The following is a 603-nucleotide window of genomic DNA, read 5'->3' as shown; positions in this document are numbered from 1 at the left end:
GGTACCACCTGATCCCATCCCGAACTCAGTAGTGAAACGCAATCGCGCCGATGATAGTGTGGGGTCTCCCCATGTGAAAGTAGGTCATTCCCAGACACCAAATAATGATAAGCCCGCTACTACGTAGCGGGCTTTTTCGTTATAAAACATTTTTATTAACTTAGTCAGAGCAATTATCATTAGCTAAAGAATATTGGGTGTTGTTTAACAGTGTGTAATGAACAATTTCTATATGGCAGCGGTATAAGATGATTAAAAAACAATAGGCCTATGGATAAGTAGTTCTAAGCTTTTATATGACTTACTGAGAACAATTAAACGTCTAATCACAGTTTTTGAGAAGAACTAAAAAGTCATACTGAGTTTACCAGGTAGTTAATTCCTAGTGGTTAGTTATAGAGGCTTAGTTAAGTACTCTTTCAATAATTACATCAGTGAAAAAAATTGGTTTCATAATAAAAGAATCCAGTCATTCATAGAATAAAGCTTGCTAATGATTAGGTATATTGTATTTTTCTATACCTTCTATACCTTCTATACCTTCTATACCTTCTATACCTTCTATACCTTCTATACCTTCTATACCTTCTATACCTTCTATAC

The 603-nt window shown here is 34.5% G+C and carries 1 rRNA gene; it reads left to right on the top strand.

What is annotated here, in order from left to right:
• A 5S ribosomal RNA gene (gene rrf, locus AN944_RS21005) occupies positions 1-96 on the top strand; the annotation flags it as partial.
• Positions 97-603: the final 507 nt, after the last annotated feature.

Source organism: Shewanella sp. P1-14-1 (assembly GCF_001401775.1).
In the GTDB taxonomy this organism is placed as follows: domain Bacteria; phylum Pseudomonadota; class Gammaproteobacteria; order Enterobacterales; family Shewanellaceae; genus Shewanella; species Shewanella japonica.
Note: the sequence above shows the minus strand (reverse complement) of the source record. Positions and strands in the feature narration are given on the sequence as shown.